The 20,497-nt window shown below is 60.5% G+C and carries 21 protein-coding genes; 8 read left to right on the top strand and 13 right to left on the bottom strand.

Annotated elements, in window-relative coordinates:
- The first annotated feature begins 11 nt into the window (after positions 1 to 11).
- Positions 12 to 1,457 carry an NAD(P)(+) transhydrogenase (Re/Si-specific) subunit beta gene (locus CO676_RS18335; protein ID WP_097522137.1) on the top strand — a complete coding sequence of 482 codons (1,446 nt, stop codon included), beginning with the start codon at positions 12 to 14 and terminating at the stop codon, positions 1,455 to 1,457.
- A 658-nt stretch (positions 1,458 to 2,115) separates the two neighbouring features.
- Here CO676_RS18335 and CO676_RS18330 read toward each other — a convergent pair.
- From CO676_RS18330 to CO676_RS18280, 12 genes are all read right to left on the bottom strand, one after another.
- Positions 2,116 to 2,415 (bottom strand): LysR family transcriptional regulator, encoded by a 300-nt coding sequence (locus CO676_RS18330; RefSeq protein ID WP_245424348.1) that lies wholly within the window; start codon positions 2,413 to 2,415, stop codon positions 2,116 to 2,118.
- Between the two features lie 21 nt (positions 2,416 to 2,436).
- Entirely contained in the window at positions 2,437 to 3,180 is a 744-nt protein-coding gene (locus CO676_RS18325; protein WP_097522136.1) for an SDR family oxidoreductase, read from the bottom strand.
- 77 nt (positions 3,181 to 3,257) lie between these two features.
- Positions 3,258 to 3,590: a hypothetical protein gene (locus CO676_RS18320; protein ID WP_046120353.1), complete on the bottom strand. Its 333-nt coding sequence runs from the start codon at positions 3,588 to 3,590 to the stop codon at positions 3,258 to 3,260.
- Positions 3,587 to 4,495: an alpha/beta hydrolase gene (locus CO676_RS18315; RefSeq protein WP_097522135.1), complete on the bottom strand. Its 909-nt coding sequence runs from the start codon at positions 4,493 to 4,495 to the stop codon at positions 3,587 to 3,589. Before CO676_RS18315 ends, CO676_RS18320 begins: the two co-directional genes overlap by 4 nt.
- A gap of 368 nt (positions 4,496 to 4,863) precedes the next feature.
- The gene (locus tag CO676_RS18310) at positions 4,864 to 5,679 is read right to left on the bottom strand and encodes an SDR family NAD(P)-dependent oxidoreductase (protein WP_046120355.1); all 816 of its coding nucleotides are present in this window, start codon (positions 5,677 to 5,679) and stop codon (positions 4,864 to 4,866) included.
- A gap of 19 nt (positions 5,680 to 5,698) precedes the next feature.
- A complete protein-coding gene (locus tag CO676_RS18305) occupies positions 5,699 to 6,427 on the bottom strand; it encodes a haloacid dehalogenase type II (RefSeq protein ID WP_046120356.1) in 729 nt (242 codons plus the stop codon).
- Between the two features lie 10 nt (positions 6,428 to 6,437).
- Positions 6,438 to 7,271, bottom strand: a complete 834-nt coding sequence (locus CO676_RS18300) for an oxidoreductase (RefSeq protein WP_097522134.1) — start codon at positions 7,269 to 7,271, stop codon at positions 6,438 to 6,440.
- Between the two features lie 33 nt (positions 7,272 to 7,304).
- The gene (locus CO676_RS18295) at positions 7,305 to 8,003 is read right to left on the bottom strand and encodes a dihydrofolate reductase family protein (protein WP_097522133.1); all 699 of its coding nucleotides are present in this window, start codon (positions 8,001 to 8,003) and stop codon (positions 7,305 to 7,307) included.
- Positions 7,891 to 9,201, bottom strand: coding sequence for an MFS transporter (locus CO676_RS18290; RefSeq protein WP_097522132.1), 1,311 nt, complete (start codon positions 9,199 to 9,201; stop codon positions 7,891 to 7,893). The genes CO676_RS18295 and CO676_RS18290 overlap by 113 nt, the downstream gene beginning before the upstream one ends.
- A gap of 28 nt (positions 9,202 to 9,229) precedes the next feature.
- Complete coding sequence (locus tag CO676_RS18285; RefSeq protein ID WP_210202623.1) at positions 9,230 to 9,805, bottom strand: 3-keto-5-aminohexanoate cleavage protein; 576 nt, start codon at positions 9,803 to 9,805, stop codon at positions 9,230 to 9,232.
- Complete coding sequence (locus CO676_RS36790) at positions 9,783 to 10,079, bottom strand: 3-keto-5-aminohexanoate cleavage protein (protein ID WP_210202622.1); 297 nt, start codon at positions 10,077 to 10,079, stop codon at positions 9,783 to 9,785. Before CO676_RS36790 ends, CO676_RS18285 begins: the two co-directional genes overlap by 23 nt.
- A 10-nt stretch (positions 10,080 to 10,089) precedes the next feature.
- A complete protein-coding gene (locus CO676_RS18280) occupies positions 10,090 to 10,974 on the bottom strand; it encodes an NAD(P)-dependent oxidoreductase (RefSeq protein WP_046120360.1) in 885 nt (294 codons plus the stop codon).
- A 169-nt stretch (positions 10,975 to 11,143) separates the two neighbouring features.
- On the opposite strand from CO676_RS18280, the gene CO676_RS18275 reads away from it, so the two are divergent.
- The 4 genes from CO676_RS18275 to CO676_RS18260 all read left to right on the top strand — a co-directional run bounded on the left by CO676_RS18275 (position 11,144) and on the right by CO676_RS18260 (position 16,305).
- Positions 11,144 to 12,094: an SMP-30/gluconolactonase/LRE family protein gene (locus tag CO676_RS18275; RefSeq protein ID WP_097522131.1), complete on the top strand. Its 951-nt coding sequence runs from the start codon at positions 11,144 to 11,146 to the stop codon at positions 12,092 to 12,094.
- The gene (locus CO676_RS18270; RefSeq protein ID WP_046120362.1) at positions 12,091 to 13,008 is read left to right on the top strand and encodes an alpha/beta hydrolase; all 918 of its coding nucleotides are present in this window, start codon (positions 12,091 to 12,093) and stop codon (positions 13,006 to 13,008) included. The genes CO676_RS18275 and CO676_RS18270 overlap by 4 nt, the downstream gene beginning before the upstream one ends.
- A 79-nt stretch (positions 13,009 to 13,087) precedes the next feature.
- Positions 13,088 to 13,996 carry a LysR family transcriptional regulator gene (locus tag CO676_RS18265; protein ID WP_046120363.1) on the top strand — a complete coding sequence of 303 codons (909 nt, stop codon included), beginning with the start codon at positions 13,088 to 13,090 and terminating at the stop codon, positions 13,994 to 13,996.
- Between the two features lie 398 nt (positions 13,997 to 14,394).
- A complete protein-coding gene (locus tag CO676_RS18260) occupies positions 14,395 to 16,305 on the top strand; it encodes a methyl-accepting chemotaxis protein (protein WP_097522130.1) in 1,911 nt (636 codons plus the stop codon).
- A gap of 656 nt (positions 16,306 to 16,961) precedes the next feature.
- On the opposite strand, the gene CO676_RS18245 is transcribed toward CO676_RS18260, so the two are convergent.
- The gene (locus tag CO676_RS18245; protein ID WP_046120367.1) at positions 16,962 to 17,789 is read right to left on the bottom strand and encodes a phosphogluconate dehydrogenase C-terminal domain-containing protein; all 828 of its coding nucleotides are present in this window, start codon (positions 17,787 to 17,789) and stop codon (positions 16,962 to 16,964) included.
- A 476-nt stretch (positions 17,790 to 18,265) separates the two neighbouring features.
- Between CO676_RS18245 and CO676_RS18240 the strand changes: the two genes are divergently transcribed.
- From CO676_RS18240 to CO676_RS18230, 3 genes are all read left to right on the top strand, one after another.
- The gene (locus CO676_RS18240) at positions 18,266 to 18,952 is read left to right on the top strand and encodes a GntR family transcriptional regulator (protein WP_046120394.1); all 687 of its coding nucleotides are present in this window, start codon (positions 18,266 to 18,268) and stop codon (positions 18,950 to 18,952) included.
- Between the two features lie 73 nt (positions 18,953 to 19,025).
- Positions 19,026 to 19,931, top strand: coding sequence for an NAD(P)-dependent oxidoreductase (locus CO676_RS18235; RefSeq protein WP_179875540.1), 906 nt, complete (start codon positions 19,026 to 19,028; stop codon positions 19,929 to 19,931).
- 111 nt (positions 19,932 to 20,042) lie between these two features.
- Positions 20,043 to 20,471 carry a carboxymuconolactone decarboxylase family protein gene (locus CO676_RS18230; protein WP_179875539.1) on the top strand — a complete coding sequence of 143 codons (429 nt, stop codon included), beginning with the start codon at positions 20,043 to 20,045 and terminating at the stop codon, positions 20,469 to 20,471.
- Positions 20,472 to 20,497: the final 26 nt, after the last annotated feature.

The following is a 20,497-nucleotide window of genomic DNA, read 5'->3' as shown; positions in this document are numbered from 1 at the left end:
GGGCGGCACCAATGAATCTTGGACTTGTATCAGCAACCTACCTTTTCGCTGCCGTTCTGTTCATCCTGTCGCTTGGGGGGTTATCAGGCCAAGAGAGCGCCAAGCGAGCTGTTTGGTATGGCGTGGTCGGGATGGTCCTGGCTGGCGGTGCCACCATCCTCTCGCCCGACGTCAGCTCTCTATCGCTCATCCTTCCTGTCATCCTCGTCGGCGCTGCGCTCGGTGCGATTGTTGCCAGGCGCGTGCAGATGACCGAAATGCCCCAGCTCGTCGCAGCATTGCATTCATTCGTTGGCCTCGCTGCCGTATTCATCGGTTTCAACGCACATCTCCAGCTAGCGGATGTAGCCGGAATGGCCGAAACGACTCGCGAAGGTCTGACGGGCTTTGCGAAAGTTTTGGCACACAAACTTGCAGACCCGTCTGGTGTCTTAGTATCGATCATGAAGGTGGAGGTGTTCCTCGGCGTGTTCATCGGTGCCGTCACCTTCACGGGTTCGGTCATTGCATTTGCCAAACTCGCAGGCAAGATTGATGGCAAGGCTATGAAGTTGCCGGGGGGCCATGTTCTCAATGCCGGCTGCGCGATCGCTTCGGTTATCCTCTTGGGGTTCTATTTTCAAAGTAATGATTTGTGGCCGCTCGCTGCCATGACCATTTTGGCTCTATTCATCGGTTATCACCTGATCATGGGCATTGGCGGAGCCGACATGCCAGTCGTGGTCTCCATGTTGAATAGTTACTCGGGCTGGGCAGCTGCGGCCATCGGTTTCACACTCGGCAACGACCTCCTTATCGTCACTGGCGCTCTGGTTGGCTCGTCGGGTGCAATTCTTTCCTACATCATGTGCCAGGCGATGAACCGGTCCTTCATCTCCGTCATCCTCGGTGGCTTCGGGAGTACGACGGCTCCGGCGACGGAAATAATCGGTGAACAGGTGGCCATCGATGCAGACGGAGTTGCAGCTGCGCTCAATGATGCTGACTCTGTCGTTATCATTCCGGGCTACGGCATGGCGGTGGCACAGGCTCAAGGTGCGGTTTCGGAAGTGACCCGCAAGCTGCGCAGTAAGGGCAAGAACGTACGCTTTGCAATCCATCCAGTAGCTGGCCGTCTCCCCGGTCACATGAACGTGCTGCTTGCGGAAGCGAAGGTGCCTTACGACATCGTTCTTGAAATGGACGAAATCAATGATGACTTCCCGGAAACGGACGTGGCAATCGTCATAGGCTCGAACGACATCGTCAACCCTGCAGCACAGGAAGACCCGAACTCTCCAATTTCCGGAATGCCGGTGCTCGAATGCTGGAAGGCAAAGCAGGTATTCGTGTCGAAGCGAGGCCAAGGCACTGGTTACTCGGGCATCGAAAATCCGCTGTTCTACAGGGACAACACGCGCATGTTTTATGGCGACGCCAAGTCCTCGCTCGAAAAGCTGCTTAGATTGATAGACTAAGTTCTTAGCATTCCCTCGCTCTGTGAACGTGAGCCGGGTCTCCCACCGGTCTCATACAGGGCGTTTCCCCCGCAGGCTTTGCCTGCGGGGTCTTTTTTACTGGCTGTATGCCAGTTGCTGGACCGTATTCTCTTTTGTGCCTGAAACACCAATCCCTCTTAGGCAAGTAAATCTATCGGCGGCATGCGTCCATCTGAAATACTGTAAACACACCTCTTTCGGGCGACCGGTCGGCCGCGGAGATCGCCGAACGCCGCTGTCCAATACCAATTGTGAGGCGTTCGTTGTTGGGAGTGGGACCGTTTTAATCCGAATTCAAGGTATTAGGTATTAAGGTTATATAATCATTTAAAGTGGAACTCCGGTAGTACTGCATGACGCAGCACGGTTTGCCTTATAAGCGTCGACAGCCCGGAAACATGGAATAGACGTTAACTCACGTCGTTCAATAAATTTGCTCCAGCGGCTCGATAGCGGGAAAGCGACGATGATATGCCGCGAGCAGCTCGGTCAGAAAGCCATGGGCAAGGCAGACCGTTAAGCCGACGCGAAGCACTCCCACAGAACCACGTTTGGCCTTAGCGAGTGTATCAACAAGCTTTGTGAAGGTGTTTCGCACCGATCGCCGCCTCCCTGAGGAAGCGTTCGCCAGCCGGCGTTATGCGGGCGCCCGAGCCATGCCGTTCAAACAGGGCCATACCAATACGCCGTTCCAGTATTGGATCCGCCGGCTAACGGTAGACTGCGACACTGAAAGTATTTCTGCCGCGCGCCGAAAGCTCCCATGCTCAGCAGCGCGAAGCGCGTATCGCAAATAGCGTAAATCAAAGGCGATATCCGGCACCCTCGAATCCTTTTCGAGATCCCTGCGTTGGGGGCGACACTCGATCCGCACAACGATTAGCCATCGCGAACGGCGCGTCGTAGCAGTGAAGGATTTCACCCAGCTCCTCGGCATCACCGCAGGCTTCCGGGCGTATCACCAGGCCTGATCGACAGGAGCGACAATGACCTCGTTGATCGCGACGCCAGGCGGCTGGTTCAGCGCGAAAGCCACCGCTTCGGCTACGGCCTCCGGTTTGATCGCCTGCTTGGAGAGATCGATGGCGACGTTCTTCGCTTCGCCATCGCGTAGCTTGTAGGGCCAGCCCGTACCGACCACGCCGGGGCTTACCATTCCAACTTGGATGCCGTGCGAGACACCGACCTCTTTGCGCAAACTCTCCGTCATTCCTTGGATGAAGAACTTGGTCGCGGCATATACTCCGCCCGCTTCGCCTGCACGGTGGCCTGCAACGGAATCGATGTTGAGGATGCGACCCGCCTTGCGCTCGAGCATGGTGGGTAGGACGGCCGCGATGCCGTGCAGATACCCGCGCAGGTTCACGTCGATCATCTTGTCCCAGTCGGTGATCGCGCGCTCTTTCCAGTAAGAGAAGAGCATCAGGCCGGCGTTATTCACCAGAATGTCGACGGGGCCGTAGGTGCTCTTCGCCAGCGCGACGAGCGCTTCAAAATGTTCGACGCGGGTGACATCAGTCACCTTGTAGACGGCCTTGCCGCCTGCGGATTCGATATCGGCCACCACCTTCTTGAGGCCGCCCTCGTCGACGTCCCCGAGCACCATGCGCGCGCCCGCCCCGGCCAGACGCCGGCTGGACGCGGCACCGATGCCGGACGCGGCGCCTGATATGACGGTTACTGCATTCTCCAGATAATTCATGGTCGTGTCTCCGTTGCTGACGGCTCGCCTGTTCGGATCCCGGCAAAAGGCGATGGCCCGGGTTCGCGGGCCGAACTTCAGGATGTCCGCTCGGGGGCGATCGCGGACGGCTCGGTGAAGTTCGGTTCGAAGGAGGGGACGAGACCCGACTCGTCCAGCGGATGCGGGCAAGCCTGCCTCTGGAGACAGCGTCGCAAGCGATCATCGGATCGCGTGCGGTCCAAACAGAGATTGGTGGTGAATGGCTCCGGCATCGCCACCATGCCGGCACTGTTCATCAACAGGGCGACGTCGAACATGCCCAGGCTCATGCCCGTCTGTGTAAAGTGCCGTGTGGCTGCTGCGCCGAGACCGACAGCGGCAGCGGTGGTGACGGCCACGCGGCCGGAGGCGAGGATGTCGTCGTTCATGGCCATACCTCCGTGCGGGCGAACCCGATCAGCGCGTTGGCCAGCGCGCCGGGATTCTCTTCGGCGATCCAGTGCCCCGCCTGCGGGATGATTGCCTTGGTGACCGTCTCGGCGACCTCACGCATCATCGGCTCGATAATGGCCGCGAAGGCGCTTGCCTCGCCCGCAATCGCGAGCACGGGCATGGTCAGCTTGCCGTCGCGCGCCAGGGCGGCTCGGTTTTCCTCTCTGTCGCGCGAGAAGGCGCGGTACAGCTCGAAGCCAGCGCGCATCCCGCCGGGGCCACTGAAATCGGCAACGTAGGACGCCTTGGTGGCCGCATCGATCGCACCCGCGTCATAGGCGAGATCGTGCCAGAAGCGATCGAGGTAATAACTCTCGCGACCAGCCGTCAGCGCTTCCGGAATGTCGCGCGCCTGGTGGAAATGGAAGTGCCAGACGCGGCTGTCGTCGAGCGAGGCCTTGTCGAACGCATCAGTGCCCGGCAGGGGCGCGTCGAGCGCGGCGAGGTGACTCGTGCGCTTGGGAAATCGCCTGGCAAAGGCATAGGCAATCATAAGGCCGATATCGTGGCCGACGACGATCACCGGGCCTTCGATGTCTGCATCGTCAAGCACCGCCGCGCAGTCCGCCGCGAGGGTCAGCTTGTCGTAGCCATCCAGCGGCCGGGAGGAGCCGCCCGCACCGCGAACGTCCGGTGTGACCACCCGGAACCCCGCAGCTGTGAGCGGACCGACCAGCTTGCGCCAGGCGATCGCGGTTTCCGGATAGCCGTGGATCAGCAGCATGGTGGCGGCGCCATCACCCGCCACACCGTAGCGGATCCGGACGCCGCCCCCGGTGTCGACCGAGCGCCAGCCGAGCTGCGGCAGCTCGGGCATTCCATGTCGGTCAATGGTGTTCATGGCTTTGGTCCTGGTTGATGAGCTCCGGACGACCGCGCTCAGGCGTGCACCGTGTTCATGTCGATGACGCAGCGGTAGCAAGCGGCCCCGCTGACAACGCGCTTGCTGTCGCCACTGTGAGGACTGGCGAGCCGACCGCCACACCCAGTGCTTAGGCATTGATGAGATGACCGGCTTCCGGGAGGCCGACGTCGACCGAGGGGGCGAAGTCCAGCAGGAGCCCCGTCGCGGCGAACCCGCCGGCGCCGATGAACAACCCGCCCCGGTCCAGAACGAGTCGCGCCAGTGCCACGCCGTGCGGTGATGGACCGGGGCGATCCCACTCCGGGGCGCCGTCATGGATGCTGTGTTCACCGACATCGCCGCGCTCAGTCCTTCAGGCCCGACCCGGGCTCGGCGCCGCCAGCGTGCGCCGCGGCCTTGAGCGTGTCGGGGAGGATGTTGTTGACGACGCGGCCGATGAACTTGCTGCCCGGCTTGCCCGACACGATGCGGTCTTTGCCCGCTTTCATCGCTTCATAGCCTTCCTGTGCGACCTTGGTCGGCGCGGCCTTCACACCGAGACCCAGCTCGGTCGTGTCCATGCCGGCGCGATGCCAGAAGGGCGTATCGACCTCACCCGGCAGCAGCAGGGTGAAAGTGACGCCGCTGTCCTTGTTCTCCTCCTTCACGGACTCGACGAAGGAGATCAGGAACGCCTTGGTGCCGCCATACACTGCCTCATAAGGCGTCGGCATCGTGCCCGAGATCGAGGCGGTATAGAGCAGCCTGCCCTCTCCGCGCTTCACCATGTCGGGCAGCAGGCGCTTGGTGAGGTGGACCTGCGAGGTCACGTTGAGCTGGATCATCTTGATCTCGGACGCGAGATCGGTCTGGCCGACGAAATAGCCGCCGACATCGAAGCCGGCATTGAGCGCCGCGGCCGCCAAGGGGCGACCTGTCTGCTTCACCGCATCGGAGAGCTTCTCGACACCGTCGTAGTCAGTGAGGTCGGCTTCGACGATGATTGCCTCTGCACCGGTCGCGCGGACTGCATCCGCGGTGCGGTTCAGGTCACCGTTGGTGCCGGTCGCAGTGATGATGACGTCGTGGCCGTCGGCCGCGAACAGGCGCGCCAGCTCATAACCGATGCCGCTGGATGCGCCGGTGACGAGCGCAAGCGGACGAATGTCGGGGTTCGTCATGCGATTTCTCCTTTGAGGTTCAGTTGCCGCCGAGCGCGTCGGCGACCTCGGTCAGGCTTTCGGCAATCACGTCCCAATCTTCCTTGGCGTATAGATCGGTGGTCTGATTGGGGCCGTGCTCGTGAGGACGGCACACGAAGATGGTGCGGAGCCCTGCAGCGCGAGCGGCCTTCAAATCATCATTGTGGGCCGCGACCATTCCGACCTGGTCTGGACGCAGACCAACCGCGTCCGCCGAGCGCAGATAGGTCTGCGGCATCGGCTTGTAGCTCTTCGTGACCTCAGCGCCGGTGATGACGTCCCACGGCAAGGCACCGAACCGCGCCAGGTTGAGCATCCCGGCGATGTCACCGTTCGAGAGCGGGCCGATTGCGAACTTGCCCTTCAGCCGCGAAAGGCCCTCCACCGAGTCCGGCCAGGGATCCAGCCGCTCCCATGCCTTGTTGAGGTCGACCAGCTCGGCTTCAACAATCCCGCCAAAATCGGCGTGGTGGCGCGACAGGACGGTCTCGAGGTTCTCGCGATTGAGAACCTCGAGCTTGACCCAAGGGCGCTCGCCGGCCCGCACCTTCTGCATGGCGGGCTGGTAGAGGGCCCGCCACTCGTCGGCGAAGACGAGCGGGTCGACCTCGATGCCGTGCCTGGCAAGAAACGGCTCGGACGCCCGTGCAACGCCCGTACGCCAGTCGACGACGGTGCCGAAGACGTCGAACCCAAGAAAGCCGACGGGGGAGAAGTCTATGGTCATCGCTGGCTCCTCAGTCGCGGTCGGCGCTGCGGCTGGCCGCCTCTCGCGGCGCCACGTCCTTGCGGACCATGTCGAACTTCTCGAGCATGCCGTCGTAGCCGAAATTGCCGAGCGGCAGGCGCAGCGGCGGATGATCGTCGTGCGCGACATCGACGATGACGCGCGCGGCCTTGGCGGGATCGCCGGGCTCCTGGCCGACGTTCCCGCGGAAGGTGCGACGCTGCTTGCCGGCGGTTTGATCATAGTCGGCGATCGCGTCGGCCTCCGATATTTCGGCCGCCGAATTGCCCGCCCAGTCGGTCGCGAACGGACCGGGCTCGACGATCACAACCTTGATGCCGAGCGGTTCGATCTCCTGCGCCAGCGCCTCGGAAAGGCCCTCCACCGCGAATTTCGAGGCGTTGTACCAGCCGACGGTGGGAAAGGACCGGATGCCACCGATCGAGGATGTGTTGAGGATCAGGCCGGACCGCTGTTCGCGCAGGTGCGGCAGCCACGCCTTTGTCACTGCGGCGAGGCCAAAAACGTTGATCTCCATGAGACGACGGACGTGCGCGTCGTCACTCTCTTCGACGGCGGCGAAATAGCCGATACCGGCATTGTTGAAGAGAATGTCGATGCTACCGAAGCGCTCGCGCGCGATCTCGATGCTACGCGCGATCTCATCCGGCTTGGTAACATCGAGCTGGGCGACCGCGACGCGTCCGGGATCGATCGCGACCAAATCGTCGAGCGCGTCGAGGGAACGGGCGGTCGCGACGACGCAGTCGCCGCGCCGAAGTGCCTCCAACGCCACCTCGCGACCAAAGCCGCGCGACGCGCCGGTGATGAACCATGTCTTCATGAGATGCTCCTTATATGCTGGAGGGAAGCCGTCTCAGACGTAGGAGACGGAGTAGCGGAGATGGACGACGCCATTGCGCCGCATTTCGTTCGCGCTGATCGAGAGGCGAACATGGTCGGCAAGCCCGTCGGGACTGGCCTCGAACAAGGTCCGACTGCCACTGCGCCCGCCGATCGCAGGGAAGAGAAGCAGGCTGATCTCGTCGACGAGCCCGGCCTTGAAAAACGTCCCGTTGGTGCGGCCGCCACCTTCCAGGAGCAAGAGCCTGATCCCGAAGCGATCGGCGAGGATCTCGAGGACCGCGGCAAGGTCGATCGTCTCGCCCTCGGCGACGATGTAGGAGATGCCGTCGGCAGCGAGCTCCGCCAGATGCGCATCCGGCACATCGCGGCCTAGAACCATGATGATCGGCGCGCCGAAAGCCTCAGGGCCGGTCCAGTGGAGCTTGCCGTCCTGATCGATCAGGATGGCGTAATCGTCGGCGCCGGCACGGGCGACGTGGACCGGCCCTTCGACCTCGCCATGATCGCTCGGCGGATGGGGCTCGCCATCCGCGAACTCCTCGCCGACCGCGCGCCCGGCGATCCAGGCATCGCATTCCAGCTCGTCGTGCACGCGGTCATATTCGGCAACCAGATCGTCCGACGAGCGGTCCGTCGACGGGCTCCACTGATCGACGACGAGCTGACCGTCGAGCGGGCTCATCATGTGGCAGATGACGTGAGGCTTCATATTTCGTCTCCTGAGATGGGGCAGCACGGCGCATCAGCAGCGCCGAGACCGTCATGATCGCCAAGCCGCCCGCCGCCAGCGCGGCGCCGACGAGGCCGGTCGACGGCCAGCCGTAACCGCCTGCGATCGCGAGCCCGCCTGTCCACGCACCGATCGCGTTGGACAGGTTGAAGGCCGAATGGTTCATCGCGGCGGCCAAGGACTGCGCCTGGCGGGCAACGTCCATAAGGCGCGCCTGAAGCGCAGGCACGAGCGCGAACCCGATGCCGATCATGAAGAGCGACGCGCCGGCCAGGATCGGGTTGGGTGCGGCGAGAAAAAAGAGGGCGAGGAACACGATGTTCCAGACGATGATGCCGAAAATCGACGGGATCAGTGCCCGGTCCGCGAGCCACCCGCCGGCCATGTTGCCGACGATCATGCCCAGGCCCCACGCCGCGAGGAACAGCGGTACCGTGCCGACGGCCACGCCGGCTTCCTGAACCAGGGTCGGCGTGATGTAGCTGTAGGCGGCGAACATGCCGCCGAAGCCGATCGTCGCAACCGCGAGCGTCAACCAGATCTGCGGGCGGGTGAAGGCGGACAGCTCACGCCGTGGACTTGCGTCCTCGTCCGCTTCGATCACGGGAATGAGGGGGCGCAGCATGATGAAGAGCAAGGCGCCGCCAACGGCGACCAGTGCGAAAGCCGACTGCCAGCCAAAGCTCTGGCCAAGCCACGTCGTCAGCGGCACGCCGAACAGGTTGGCAGCGGCCAGCCCCAACATAACGCGGCCGATCGCCTGCGCGCGCTGTGAGGGCGGCACCATGGCTGCCGCGACGATCGAGGCCGTTCCGTAATAGGCGCCATGCGGCAGCCCCGCGACGAAGCGCGCAGCCGCGATGCCGAGAAAGCCCGGAGTGACTGCGGAGGCGAGATTGCCCACCAGTACGATCGCGGCGAGAAGCAGCAGTAGGTTGCGCTTCTCCATGCGCGACGTCGCAATGGCCAGGGCCGGCGCGCCAATGACGACGCCGAGCGCATAGGCGCTGATGAAATTGCCGGCCTGCGGGATGGAGACGCCGGCGGACTGCGCCATGCCGGGCAGGAGCCCCATGGCGGCGAACTCGCCGGTTCCTATAAAGAGGCCGCCCAGGCCGAGCGCGATCTGAGCGGGCGCCAGGCCGTGCGGGGCGGCAACAACCTTGTCCTGTGTCATAGTCCTTATCTTTCTCGTGCTACCCGGATCACAGACCGAGCATGTCCTGGGTTTGTGCGACTGAAGCTACCTCGCGTCCCATGGCGCTTGACAGGTTGGCGATGAACTGGATGACGGCGCTGTTATCCGGGCAGCCGAGTTCCGGCCAACCGTGACCGCCGCGCTCGATGGCGAGCGCGGCCTGACTGGTCACGTTGCCGATTTTATTCGAGAGGGACCATTCGAGCGGTCCGTCGGGAAGGAAGCGTAGATGCGCCTCCAAACCGTCGATCGTACCAGGATGGCCGCCCAGAATGCCGCCATCCGTCAACTCGAAGAGGAACCACGCAGGCGCGTCAACGTGGCCGATCTCACGAAGTGCCGCGAACATGCGCGTGAAGGGGACAGCCCAACTGACGAACTGCGGTTTGACGCCAAGCGTGCGCAGCCGTTCGGCGAAGAAGCGCAACATCTCGGTGCGGTTCACACAGGTCCGGTCGCCGGAGCGGAACCCGCCATGTTCGAACCGGTCGATGTAGGTGCTGCCGGTGTCGATCGGCGCAATATCGGGACGTGTGGTGGGATCGCCCGCCAGCGCCTCGCTATGCGCGATCCGATCCCTCATCCTCGCCGCCAGCGGTGATCTGGCCAAGCGTCGGACAGACCAGGATTTCGCACCGCTCACGGATGGCGCGGATCGCCGTTGCATAGGTTTCGGCACGGTGGTCGGGTGAGCCATCGTCGCGGCGTGCATGGAAATGGACGATGCTGGCACCCGCCCCACAGGCACGCGCCGCAGCTTCGCCGATCTCCACTGGCGAAAACGGGATGTGTCTGTTCTCGCTACGCGGCGTGTACTCGTTGATCCGAGCTTCGATGATGAGCGGTTTGCGCGCCATCGCTCGGGGCCTATTTCTTGTCGGTCCAGCGATGCTGCGGCTGATAGCCGAGCACCCGCTTGGCCTTCTCATTGGAGATGACCACCTCGTTGCCGCTAAACGTCTTGCGGCGCTCGATGTTCGGGAAATGCTTGTCGAGCAGCTCGGCAGTCGGCGTCCGCATCACCGTCTCATCGCTGGTGATGAAGAACTCGTCCTTGCCGCGGACGTCATATTCGATCGCCAGCGCGACCGCCTGGGCGACGTCGCGATTGTCGATGTAGGTCCAGAAGTTCCAGAGACGCTTGGTGGAGTCGTCCTGCCACTCCTCGAATCCCTCATACTCCTCGGGGTTCATGACGTTGGAGAGGCGCAGGCAGGTGATGCGCATCTCGGGATCGTTGAGACAGAATTGGCGCGCCATTTCCTCGCCGAGCACCTTGCTCAGCGAATAGACGTTGTAGCCACGCATCGGATAATCTTCGTCGACGGGCACATAGGGAGCGTCGGTCATGTCGTAGGGGATACCGGTGGCGACCTCGCTCGCGCTCCAGATGACGTTCTTGACGCCGAGACGCCGCGCGGACTCGAACACGTTGTAAGTCGCCATCATGTTGATGCGGAGCTCTTCGGCATCCGGCTTCATGCGCGGGTGCGGCATGCTGGCAAGATGAACGATCGCGTCGAACGCCCCGGGCTCCGCGCGAGCATAAGTATCGGCGCCGATCGACGACAGAGCATCGAGCGCTTGGCCGAAGTCGGTGAGGTCGGCGACAATCGCCGATTCTTTTGGATCGGATGGCGCGATCTCGTCCACAAGGAAAACGTCATAGGCCTTGTCCCTTAGATAAGGGACGAGGACCGTGCCGATCTTGCCGAGTGCGCCGGTGACGGCGATACGCTTGCGGTTAGCCATGTTTAGCTCCGGGTTTGCTTAGGACCGGAAGGTCGTTCCAGAGTCTACAACTCGTTAGGTGGGCATCGGATGCGAGAATTGTGCTCAACGCACCGTTCGATCTGCCTCACGAAACCGCAGCGCGACGTTGTCGATTTGATTAGCGACAGCAACGTCCCGATAAAGGCTCATGACCCAAATCCATCTTCACTTCGAGCCCGTCGCGGCAGATGTGGGGTTCCCCGAAGGCCCGCTCGTCCTTGCCGACGGCACCATTCTCCTTGGAGATATGAAAGGCGGTGTGGTGCGCCGCATCAGCGGCGGCGACGTATCGGTGTTCGCCAATACCGGTGGGGCGCCCAATGGCCTCGCCAAAGCGCCGGACGGCAGCATCTACATCGCCAATAATGGCGGCGCCATGAAGTGGTCGCGCGATGGCGAGCGTACCATTTCCGCCGGCTTCGGGACGACCGGGTACGACGCGCGGATCGAACGCATCGATCCGGCCAACGGCGCCACTACGCGCGTGCTGGATAAGGTGGATGGCCGCCCCCTCGAGGCGATCGACGATCTCGTCTTCGCCCCCGATGGCAGCTTCTGGTTCACCGACCTTGGCCGTGAAGGCGAGCGGTCGCGCAGCTATGGCGGCGTTTATTGGTCCGCCGGCGACGGATCAGTAGCCCGCGCCGTCGCCTATCCGCTGATCACTGGCGCGAACGGTATCGGCCTCTCGCCCGACGGTACGACGCTCTACGCGACGGAATACGGCGCTGGTCGCTTGTGGGCGTGGACGATCGAGGCGCCAGGTCGCCTCGTCCATGAGCCCGGTCACGGGCACGGTGGCCGGCTCTTGTGGCAGGCGCCCGACGCGCAGCTCCTCGACAGCCTTAAGGTGACCGCCGCGGGCAACGTCGTGATCGCGACGCAGCACAAGGGCGTATTCTCGGTCGTCTCGCCGGCCGGCGAACTGGTCGCGACCATCGCCACGCCCGAGGAGTTCCCCACCAACCTCTGCTTCGATCCCAGCGATCCCGGCACTGCCTATGTCACCTTGTCGACCACCGGCCGGGTGATGCGGACCGCCTGGCCGGAACCTGGTCTTATCCCGTACGCCCTTCTCGTAAAGGAACCCAGCTCGTGATCCGGCTCCTCGACCATCACGGCGCGCCCGCCCGTCAGCACCGCATCCGTGCCAACGGCGTCGAACTGCATGTCGTTGAGGCCGGCGCCGGGCCAGCGCTGTTGCTGATCCATGGCACGCCCAAGACGCATATCTACTGGCGATCGCTACTGCCCCTCCTGACCCCCCACTTTCGCGTCATAGCGCCTGATCTACGCGGCGCGGGAGTCAGCGGCCATCCCTACGCGGAGAAGGGTTATACCTCACCCCTGATGACGGATGATCTCGTCGGTGTCCTCAACGCGCTGGAGGTCGAGACGGCGTTCGTACATGGCGAGGACCGAGGCGCGGAATACGCCTATGTCTTAGCCGGCCGGCACCCCGAAAGGGTTCGCGTACTGTCCTTCGCCGAGATGATGTTATCGGGGTTCGGCCTCGAGGAGCGCTCATTCCTGACCGAGGAGAATGTCACCGACGCCGCTGAGCGTCGCGGCGTCTGGGAATGGCACGTGCCCTTCTTCTTCAAGGCGGACGTGTCCGAGATGCTGATCGCAGGGAAAGAGCGGGAGTTCTGGACCTATTGGCTCAACCTCCAGTGCTACGATCCCACTGCACAGCCAACGGACTTGATCGAGGAATGGATCTCGCTGCTGTCGACACCACACGGGCTGCGCGGTACGCTCGACACCTATAAGGCAACCTTGGTGAACGCGAAGGTCAATCGCGAGCTATCAGCGCAGCCGTTGTCCATCCCGGTGCTGGCGATCGGCGCCTCCCACTTCTTCGGCGATCTCGTGCAGCAGAGCCTCGAGCGCGCTGGCGTCACCATATCGCGTCATGAAGTGTTCGAGCGCTGCGGACACAGCCTGGCGCTCGAGGAGCCGGAGAAACTCGCCGCGCTGCTCATCGATTTCTTCGGACGGAGGTCCAGTTAAGTTGCTCGTCATGAACGACGGCACGGATATTGTTCAAACTATGTTGCATAAACAGCGACGTTGAGTGAAAGATGCGGCTATGCAACTTTCGCGCACTACGCTCGGCGACCTTACCGTCTTCGTCGCACTCGCCCGGCATGGTGGGTTCCGCAAGGCTGCGCTCGATCTGGACGTCTCCGCATCGGCTCTGAGCCACGCCATGCGGGGATTGGAAGCTCGACTTGGGGTTCGCCTCATCAACCGGAACGCCCGCAGCGTCACGCTGACTGAGGCGGGCGAGGAGCTGCTGGCGCGACTGGAAGCAGGGTTCGGCGAGATCAGCGAAGGGCTTGAAGCGCTGAACCGGTTCCGTGAAAGCCCAGCCGGGCGGCTGCGGATTAACGTATTGAGCGATGCCGCTAGGCTCGTCCTGGGGCCTGTCCTGGCGGAATACACGCGCATCCATCCCGACGTTCATGTCGAGATCATCGTCCAGGACGAAATGGTCGACATCGTGGCCGGTGGCTATGACGCGGGCATCCGGTTCGGTGGACGTGTGCCCGAAGATATGATCGCGATGCCGATCGGGCCTCCCCTCCGTTGGGTCATGGTGGCGTCCGCGAGCTATCTCGAAGAAAAAGGCATGCCGGCCAACCCGGAAGCGTTGCGCGACCATCGCTGCATCGGCTTTCGCATGGGCACCGGCGCGATCTACCGCTGGGAGCTCGAACGCGGAAGCGAAGTGCTCGCCATGGACCTCCAATGGTCGATCGTCGTCAGCGAGACCGACGTCGCGCTCTCCATCGCGCGCAGTGGGGGCGGGATCGTCTACTGCATCGCCGACCGGGTTCAGCCGCTGCTGGATGACGGCAGTTTGCGCGAGGTACTGCCCGACTGGTCATCGGAAGGCGAACCGTTCTATATTTACTATTCGAGCCGGCGGCAGCAACCCGAAGCGCTACGCGCGCTGGTGGCGATGCTGCGCCGGGGCACCAGCATCAGTGATTGATGGCGCTGCCCGTTCGCTACGAGGAACGGCGACCCCGACTCGAACTCCAATTTCTGCCCATCGGCGCCCGCCACCGTTCTCCGCTGTAACGTTTGCAGGGAAGGCCAACCATCCGATTTCTACGCTAGAGCACGATATTGCAGCATCGCCGTGCCCCGCATCTCCGAACACTGCTGTCCAATATGAATTGTGAGGCGTTCGTTGTCGGTATCTGAGTAGGACCACTTTAACTCGAATTAAAGGTATTAGGTATAAGGTTATACCACCCCTCGAAGTGGAACTTCGATACCGCTGCATGACGCAGCACGGTTTGCCTCATAAGCGTCGACAGCCGGGAAAGATGGACTAGACGCTAACTCACCTCGTTCAATAAATTTGCTTCCAGCGGCGGAGGAATTATGCGCGATATTCGGGAATTTGGCGTGGCGCTGCGTTTGTCGATCGCTTTCGGGTTGCTGTTGTTCGCAATGGGAGTTCTGTCCCTTTCGTCAATCAGGCAGGTGAATGAGATAAACGCTAAGCTCAGCCTCATAAATGGCAGTAACAGCCAAAAATACCGGAACGGCATTGATATGCTCGGAACGGTCCGTGATCGAGCAATGGCATTGCGCGACATCGTTTTGACCGACTCAGATACGGATAAAGCAACGACAATCGCAATGATGAAAAAGCTGCAGGCGGCCTATGCCTCCAACGCTGCGGAATTGCAGAAGGCCGTGAATGCTGATGTCTTCAGCACTGCCGCTGAGCATCGCATTGTTGATGGTCTGAAGGCATTTCAGAATGAAGCGGAACCACTAATCGCCGAAGTTATCAAGCTGACACTGGATGGAAAAAAAGACCAGGCAAAGCCACTCCTCTTAAATCAACTTCGACCCAAGTTGACGGCATGGATTGGTGCTTTGAACAAATTAATCGATTACGAGCAAGCATTAAACCAGGGCGTAGGCGGCAAAGTCAAAGCGGCTTCTGACGAGTTTAAATCCCTGACCCTCACTGCGCTAAGTGTGGCTGCTTTGTTCGGGATATTTGCGGCAGCGCTCACTACCCGCTCAATCATAGCGCCTCTGGCGAAGCTGCAGCAGTCAGTCCGTCAAATGATAGCGGGCGATATGCAGATTGACCGAGTAATTGAGCGACGAATGGATGAAATCGGCCAGCTAGCTAGGCAGATATCCAGCCTTAAGACCCATCTCTCAGAAAAAGCTGAGCGCGATGCGATTGCCGAACATCACAGACAGGATGCTGAGCGGGAGCGTTTGGAGAAGGAAGGGGAAGAGCGCCAGCGGGCTGCCGAACAGACTAGTTCAGCCGTTGAGCAAGTTGCCGAAGCGTTGAAACAATTGTCGAAGGGCTATCTTCACATCCAGCTCGATCGGCCTTTCACGGAAGCTCTTGAGCCGCTCAGATTGGACTTCAATTCAGCGATCAGCCAGCTTCGCGATGCGATGTCCGAGGTGAACTATAATGCGCAGGCGATTGCTGCAGGTGCTGAGGAAATCCGTATTTCCTCGAGCGAACTCGCGACCAGGACGGAGCAGCAAGCTTTAGTTGTTGAGCAAACGGCGTCGGTCCTCGCAGATATGACAAGGCAGGTGGTGGACGCAAGTCATAGAGCACGCGAAGCAGGGGTCCTGGTCGGTGAAACCAAAGATAATGTCGAGAGGTCAGGCACTATAATGCGCGATGCTGTTGAGGCTATGACGAAAATTCGGGCCTCTTCGGTTGAAATAGGCAATATCATCGGCGTTATCGATGAAATCGCGTCTCAGACAAACCTCTTGGCGTTGAACGCAGGCATTGAGGCGGCACGTGCTGGTGAGACTGGCCGTGGGTTTGCGGTGGTTGCGCAGGAGGTCAGAGACCTGGCGCAAAGGTCTGCGGCGGCCGCGAAAGAAATCAAGTCCTTGGTTGAGGTATCTAAACTACATATAAATGATGGGGTCCAGCGCGTGCACCAAGCCGGCAATGCGTTGGGACAAGTCGTTGTTCAGGTGCAGAGTGTTAATCAAAACGTCGACGCCATTGCTCAAGTTTCTCGCGTTCAAGCCGACGGGCTCAAGGACATCAATTTCTCAGTAGAAAAAATTGAATCAGCGACACAACAAAACGCAGCGATGGTGGAAGAGTCGACCGCTGCCGTCCACAATCTCGCGAAAGAGGCAGCCTCGCTTTTCGAGATGTTATCCAAGTTCCAGATGGACGACGGGCCAGCAAACACCAAGCGCGTAGAAGAGCCAGCGTGCTCTGTGGCCGTAGCATCGTCGGCGTCGATCTTGCAAAGCAGGATTTCCAAGTTCACGGCGTGACCTGCCACTGAGAATTTCCTCCAGAATGGACTAGTGCCGTTCAACGATCTGAGTGCTGAAATCATGTATCAGCTCGTGCGACTCCCCGTAACACCGGTTCAATAACGAGAGAACACCATTGCGGACCATCTCGCTGATCGGAATCGTCACTGAACTGATCTTTAGGCCGGCGAAATCAAGCAGGGGAGTGTTGTCATATCCTACGACTTCCGGGTGCTGGCCCAACTGCCTGAGGTAGGCCTGGGCTGAAATCGCCATCAGGTCATTACCACAGAACAAGGCAGAGAAACTTTTTCTGGAGGCGGATAGCCATGTGCGATGCGTTCACTATCTCCTCCCAAGGAAGATAAAATGCTTTGAGAACTGGACTAGGCGATGATCCTTCGCGCCTCCGCTGATGAAGCCACTCTTCCTCCGGCAGCTTCGATCGCCTTCGTCGCCGCCTCCACCAAGGCGAGGTTTCCCGTTTCCGAGCCGCGTTCGAAATCTGACCCGCTCGGACGTGTCCTCCCAACGCGAAAACGTCTGCCAGCCTTGCTGAACGCAATTGCCTCCGAGACGATTTCATCTGCGGCGACTGGAATCTTGGGCTGGCGCTTACTGTCCATGGTCCGTCCATAGATCCTGCGGCGCCAATTTCGAACAAAAAGGAGTCGTCAGGTGATGCGCCGGATGCTGTCCGCGATTTGCTTGGGCTCGAATACTTTCTTCCAGTCGTCCTTCATCAGAGCAGGGATGCCAAATTCGATCGCCTTGTTGCACGCGTCTGAGAAGACGCCAGGCGTTTCCTCGAAAATCACCGCGCCTAGCACGTTCAGGTGGCCGAGCAGGAAATCCCGAGCCGCTTCCTTCGGGACTCCCCGCGCGACGCATTCGTCCATGGCCTGGCGCATGACGACAAGGAGCGAGGCGCAGACCGTTTCGGACAGGCCGGGTTCGAGCAAGGCGATTTGTTCAACCGTGACCCGGTGCGATCGCATGACAGGTGCCCAGATCACTTTGGCCACCTCTTCCCCAAGAGCATAGTGCTCTTCGGGGCCTTGCATCAGCGCGGAGACTATGTGCTGCTTGGCCGCCACCCCTCCGAAGAAATCGCGCTTCGCGTGCGGGTCCGTCTCGTCGTTGAAAATCGGAGGATGGCATGGATGGGTGACGAAGTACGTGAGGTCCGGACGATCCGGCAGGTGTCCGGCCGCCGGAGCCGCGGCGTCGAGCGCGATCACCATCGTGCCCGGCCGGAGTTTCGCCTCAATGCTCGAGGCCACTTTGCCTATTGCCGTGTCCGGGACGGCCAATATCACCACGTCGACGCGGTCAAGTGCCTGATCGACATCAACGGTGCCGATGCCAAGCTCTCTCTCAAGGCGAGCCTTGCCGTCAGCGCTCACTTCGACGTGGCGAACATCGAACCGAGAGCCCTTGAGATTCTTCGTCAGGCGGCATCCCATTTTTCCACCAGCCCCGAACAGCGCAACCGAAGTCATGAACTCCTCCTGGATTTGAGGTATGAGGTAATACCTTTTTCGGTGAAGTTCTTAACCCGAGCTGGCATGATCAGTCAATCACGGTGCTCAACGCCCGGTGAATGGAGCGCCCGCGAAGCCCTCAGCGGCTTGCTATGCAGACAGCCGCCGCCCCAATCAGCCTGGCGGAGAATCACCCACTGGCGATTGAGCGGTGTTCGGGCAACGGATCTGTTCACATCGGATCTTCATATCGATACGCTAAAGATCAAGAGCCGAAATTTTCACTAGTGGCGCCGGCCGGGACGGCTGGGGTCCGGCAACCAATTTCACGATCAGGAGCAATGAGAGCCTGCTCGGCGAGGACAATATCAGCGCAAGCGTGTTGGCCGATTATCAGCTATCAGACAATCCACATTGATATCTTCAACAAAAACCGCCATATGTATGTGTGGTATGCAAGTGGTGGTGCGGGGTGCGGTCCCTTTTTGGTGATGGTGATGGAGTCAGATCTACAGATTGCGAAACAGAGTGCGACCTTGCGCGTAAAAGTCGAAGAGACCCTGCGGCAGGCCATCGCTAAAGGCCGGTTTAAACCCGGGCAGCGGCTTGTGGAGCGCGAGCTCTGCGAAATGCTCGGCGTCGGAAGGACCTCAGTTCGCGAGGCCCTGCGTCAGTTAGAGGCCGAAGGGATCATTACTAGTTTTCCTCACAAGGGGCCGGTCGTGAGCACGATCACGTATGAGGAAGCTGCGCAATTGTATACGGTGCGCGCTCTTCTCGAAGGATTCGCCGGGCAGCAATTTGCAGAAAACGGTACGGCTCAGGACATCGCGACGCTTCAGGCGGCGGTAGTCGAGTTCGAGGCCGCCGCTGAAAGCGGAGTTGGAAGCCGGTTGATTGACGCCAAGAATGCTTTTTATAATTGTCTGATGGACGGCAGCAAAAACGTTTTCGTCAGGCAGTTGCTAACCTCTCTCCACAATCGAATCAACCTGTTGCGCATGACCTCGATGACACAGCCGGGTCGCCTTACTCACAGTATCGCTGAAATCAAGGAAATCGCAGAGGCCATCAAGAATCGCAATGGCCCCCTGGCTGCGGCTGCCTGCAAACACCACATCGACCAAGCCGCCAAGGTGGCGCTTGAGTATCTGAGGAAGAACGCCGTCAACGAATCTTGAATTTTCCGATTGACAGATTGTCTGATAATCCGTTTACTCCATCTGAAAGACGAGCAGGCGTTTTGATGCCTGCATGAACTTGGAGGAAGAATTGTCAGCGACAGTCAACACAACGCGCGTGGCTTTCATCGGCCTCGGCGCGATGGGTCAGCCCATGGCCCAACACTTAATCTCGGCAGGTTTCCAAGTATTCGGATTTGATCTCTCGAAAGACGCGCGACAGATCCTTGCAGAAGCGGGCGGTCACGCCGCCGAGACGATGCCGGACGCTATGAAAGGCGCCGATTACGTCATTACGATGTTGCCCAACGGCAACATCGTCCGCGATGCACTCCTGACCGGCAACGCCTGCGGCGGCCTGAAGCGAAACGCTCTCGTCATTGACATGAGTTCTTCTGCTCCGAACGACACTCGTGAGCTCTGGGTCGAGCTCGTCGCACGGGGACTCAGGCTAGTGGACGCTCCGGTGTCCGGCGGCGTCAAGCGTGCCGTGTCGGGGACCCTGACTATCATGGCGGGCGGTGCCGAAACCGACATCGAAGATGCGGAGCCTCTGCTCAAGGCGATAGGCTCGCAGGTTTTTAAAACTGGTCCAGTCGGATCGGGCCATGCGATGAAGGCAATTAACAACTTCGTTTCTGGCGCTGGCGTACTCGCCGCAATTGAGGCCGTGGTTCTCGGCCGTTCATTCGGCTTAGAGCCTGACACCATTGTGGACATTCTGAACTCCTCCTCGGGCAAGAACAATGCGACGGAGGTAAAGATGAAGCAGTTCATCCTGTCCGAAACATTCGGCTCCGGTTTCGCGCTGGGACTCATGGCGAAGGACATCCGAATTGCTGCCGATCTCGCTAAGACGCTCGGCCTGCGCTTAGAGGCTCTCGCAAGCACCGCCGATGCCTGGGACGCGGCGCAGAGGGAGCTCGGTCCTGCGGAGGATCACACCCGCATAATCCAGTACGTGACGGACCACGCGTAAGCGCCGTTGCGGTTCACGGGATCCAAGCCCTGAACCTACAGAAATAGATTGACAGATTGTCTGCTAATCTGTCAATAATACCCGAATGAAAAATGTAGGGAGTTTTGTTGCATGACCGTATTGGAAGCAGCGACAGTCAAGATCAACGGTAGGGATCAGCCTGTGCCGTCCGAGCAATTCGCCAATGGGCTCACAACGCGTCGTGAAGTCATGGGTGATGAATATGTCGACGCCGCTCTTGGGAAGGCGACCGACTTCACCTGGCCGATGCAGCAACTCGTGACGGAGTATTGCTGGGACAAGATCTGGAACCGACCAGGCCTCGATAGGCGCTCTCGGTCTATTCTTAACCTCGGGATGATTTCGGTCCTCAATCGTCCCCACGAACTCAGGGGGCACGTGCGCGGCGCGATCAACAACGGCGTCACAAAAGAGGAGATCCAGGAAATCTTACTGCAAGTGGCGGTCTATGTGGGCGTTCCTGCTGGCATCGACAGTTTCCGCCACGCCCAAGAAGTCTTCAACGAAATGGGCATCTAACCCGTCGTCACGGGGAGTGGCGGCAG

The organism is Sinorhizobium sp. BJ1, from assembly GCF_002531555.1.
Classification (GTDB): Bacteria; Pseudomonadota; Alphaproteobacteria; order Rhizobiales; family Rhizobiaceae; genus Sinorhizobium; species Sinorhizobium fredii_B.
This window is presented reverse-complemented; position numbering and strand designations above follow the sequence as displayed.

Coding starts and splice junctions, on each gene's coding strand:
- CO676_RS18305 (WP_046120356.1), bottom strand. CDS start 6,427: ATGACCATAGACTTCTCCCCCGTCGGCTTTCTTGGGTTCGACGTCTTC.
- CO676_RS18230 (WP_179875539.1), top strand. CDS start 20,043: ATGACCGTATTGGAAGCAGCGACAGTCAAGATCAACGGTAGGGATCAG.
- CO676_RS18260 (WP_097522130.1), top strand. CDS start 14,395: ATGCGCGATATTCGGGAATTTGGCGTGGCGCTGCGTTTGTCGATCGCT.
- CO676_RS18275 (WP_097522131.1), top strand. CDS start 11,144: ATGACCCAAATCCATCTTCACTTCGAGCCCGTCGCGGCAGATGTGGGG.
- CO676_RS18295 (WP_097522133.1), bottom strand. CDS start 8,003: ATGAAGCCTCACGTCATCTGCCACATGATGAGCCCGCTCGACGGTCAG.
- CO676_RS18300 (WP_097522134.1), bottom strand. CDS start 7,271: ATGAAGACATGGTTCATCACCGGCGCGTCGCGCGGCTTTGGTCGCGAG.
- CO676_RS18290 (WP_097522132.1), bottom strand. CDS start 9,201: ATGACACAGGACAAGGTTGTTGCCGCCCCGCACGGCCTGGCGCCCGCT.
- CO676_RS18245 (WP_046120367.1), bottom strand. CDS start 17,789: ATGACTTCGGTTGCGCTGTTCGGGGCTGGTGGAAAAATGGGATGCCGC.
- CO676_RS36790 (WP_210202622.1), bottom strand. CDS start 10,079: ATGGCGCGCAAACCGCTCATCATCGAAGCTCGGATCAACGAGTACACG.
- CO676_RS18265 (WP_046120363.1), top strand. CDS start 13,088: ATGCAACTTTCGCGCACTACGCTCGGCGACCTTACCGTCTTCGTCGCA.
- CO676_RS18330 (WP_245424348.1), bottom strand. CDS start 2,415: ATGCCGAGGAGCTGGGTGAAATCCTTCACTGCTACGACGCGCCGTTCG.
- CO676_RS18335 (WP_097522137.1), top strand. CDS start 12: ATGAATCTTGGACTTGTATCAGCAACCTACCTTTTCGCTGCCGTTCTG.
- CO676_RS18235 (WP_179875540.1), top strand. CDS start 19,026: ATGAACTTGGAGGAAGAATTGTCAGCGACAGTCAACACAACGCGCGTG.
- CO676_RS18320 (WP_046120353.1), bottom strand. CDS start 3,590: ATGAACGACGACATCCTCGCCTCCGGCCGCGTGGCCGTCACCACCGCT.
- CO676_RS18285 (WP_210202623.1), bottom strand. CDS start 9,805: ATGAGGGATCGGATCGCGCATAGCGAGGCGCTGGCGGGCGATCCCACC.
- CO676_RS18325 (WP_097522136.1), bottom strand. CDS start 3,180: ATGAATTATCTGGAGAATGCAGTAACCGTCATATCAGGCGCCGCGTCC.
- CO676_RS18315 (WP_097522135.1), bottom strand. CDS start 4,495: ATGAACACCATTGACCGACATGGAATGCCCGAGCTGCCGCAGCTCGGC.
- CO676_RS18310 (WP_046120355.1), bottom strand. CDS start 5,679: ATGACGAACCCCGACATTCGTCCGCTTGCGCTCGTCACCGGCGCATCC.
- CO676_RS18280 (WP_046120360.1), bottom strand. CDS start 10,974: ATGGCTAACCGCAAGCGTATCGCCGTCACCGGCGCACTCGGCAAGATC.